2 protein-coding genes are annotated in these 1676 nt (G+C 69.9%); both read left to right on the forward strand.

Features of this window, described 5'->3' with window-relative positions:
* The first annotated feature begins 149 nt into the window (after positions 1-149).
* On the forward strand, positions 150-764 hold the full coding sequence (locus CH341_RS31150; protein WP_111423549.1) for a ribonuclease D: 615 nt from the start codon (positions 150-152) through the stop codon (positions 762-764).
* A 116-nt stretch (positions 765-880) separates the two neighbouring features.
* Positions 881-1636, forward strand: a complete 756-nt coding sequence (gene lptC / locus CH341_RS31155; protein ID WP_210208701.1) for an LPS export ABC transporter periplasmic protein LptC — start codon at positions 881-883, stop codon at positions 1634-1636.
* The last annotated feature ends 40 nt before the right edge of the window (positions 1637-1676 follow it).

A 1676-nucleotide genomic window follows, 5' to 3' on the forward strand; every position in this document is an offset into this window, starting at 1 on the left:
TCGGGCCCGCGCCGTTGACCACGGTCCCCTGTGTGCTACACAGGTGGCCGAATTGAGGCTGAAAACGCTTGTCCGTCAGAGGATTGGGCCGCGAGGCGGGTGCCGCGCCGGCCCCTTCGGGCGTTCCGGCACGCACCACGAAGACCACCATGACCATCCGCCTGCATCGCGGCGACCTGCCGGACCTCGCCCGCTACCACGGCGCCGTCGCCATCGACACCGAGACCATGGGCCTGCGGCCGGGGCGCGATCGGCTGTGCGTCGTCCAGCTCTCGCCGGGCGACGGCACCGCCGACGTGGTGCAGATTCCGCGGGACAATCCGCGGGCGCCCAACCTGGAGGCGCTGCTCGCCGACCCGAGCCGGCTGAAGATCTTTCATTTCGCCCGCTTCGACCTGGCGGTCCTCTACAAGACCTTCGGGGTGATGCCGACCCCGGTCTACTGCACCAAGATCGCGTCGCGGCTGACCCGGACCTACACCGACAAGCACGGCCTGAAGGACCTCACGAAGGAAGTCCTCGGCGTCGACGTATCGAAGCAGCAGCAGTCGTCGGACTGGGGCGCGAGCGAGCTCACCGACGCGCAGGTCGCCTATGCGGCCTCCGACGTCCTGCATCTCCACGCCCTCAAGGCGCGGCTCGACGAGATGCTGGCGCGCGAGGACAGGACCGGCCTGGCGGCGGCCTGCTTCGAGTTCCTGCCGGTGCGGGCGAAGCTCGATCTCGCCGGCTGGGCCGAAGAGGACATCTTCGCTCATTCGTGAGATCCGCTGCCGCCGCGGGACGGCCATATTCCGAAGCGACCTTGTCGGGCCCGAGATCGCCCGGCGAGGGACGCGCGGTTCCGGATCGCAACGCTGGGGATAGTCACCTGACTGCCGTGCCCGCTGCCGCATCCTATCGTGAGGAGACCCGCGCGCGGCTGCTGCCGGCGAACGACGGCGATCGCCGGTTCCGCAAGGCGGCGCGGCACAGCCGGTTCATCCGGGTGATGCGGGTGGCGATCCCGGTCGGCATCGCGGTGTCCTGCGGCGTGCTGGTGGTGGCCGTGTTCTTCAACCCGTTCCAGCAGGCCGACGCCGCCATCGACCCGGGCAAGCTGGTGGTCAGCGGCACCAAGATCACCATGGAGCTGCCGCGGCTGGCCGGCTTCACCAACGACCAGAAGCCCTACGAGCTGACCGCCCAGGCGGCCTCGCAGGATCTCGCCAATCCGGGCCTGCTGGAGCTCAAGGAGCTCAAGGCCCAGGTGCAGACCGACGACCAGGGCGCCATCACGGTGACGGCCGTGAACGGGCTCTACGACACCAAGCAGGACAGCCTGAAGCTCAACGACGACATCCTGGTGCGCACCGGAAAGGGCTTCGAGGCCCGGCTCGCCGAGGCCGTGCTCGACGTCAAGAAGGGCACGATCGTCTCGGAATCGCCCGTCGCGGTGCGGATTCCGAACGGCACCGTGGACGCCAACCGGCTCGACATCTCGGACGGCGGCTCGGTGGTGCGGTTCAGCAAGGGCGTGCTGACCACCCTCAATATCGGGGCGGACCTCTCGGCCGTGGGCTCGGCCCCGGCGCCGGCGGCAGCCGCGGCCGGCCCCGTGACGGGCAGCGCCGGCGGCCGGGCGGGCGCGCCATGATCGCGCATCTCACACCCACGCATCGCAGGTCCTGGCTGCG

Origin of the sequence: Rhodoplanes roseus (assembly GCF_003258865.1) — a bacterium.
Lineage (GTDB): Bacteria > Pseudomonadota > Alphaproteobacteria > Rhizobiales > Xanthobacteraceae > Rhodoplanes > Rhodoplanes roseus.

Bases quoted from the DNA above. Each gene is read 5' to 3' on its own strand.
- CH341_RS31150 (WP_111423549.1), top strand. From the start codon at position 150: ATGACCATCCGCCTGCATCGCGGCGACCTGCCGGACCTCGCCCGCTAC.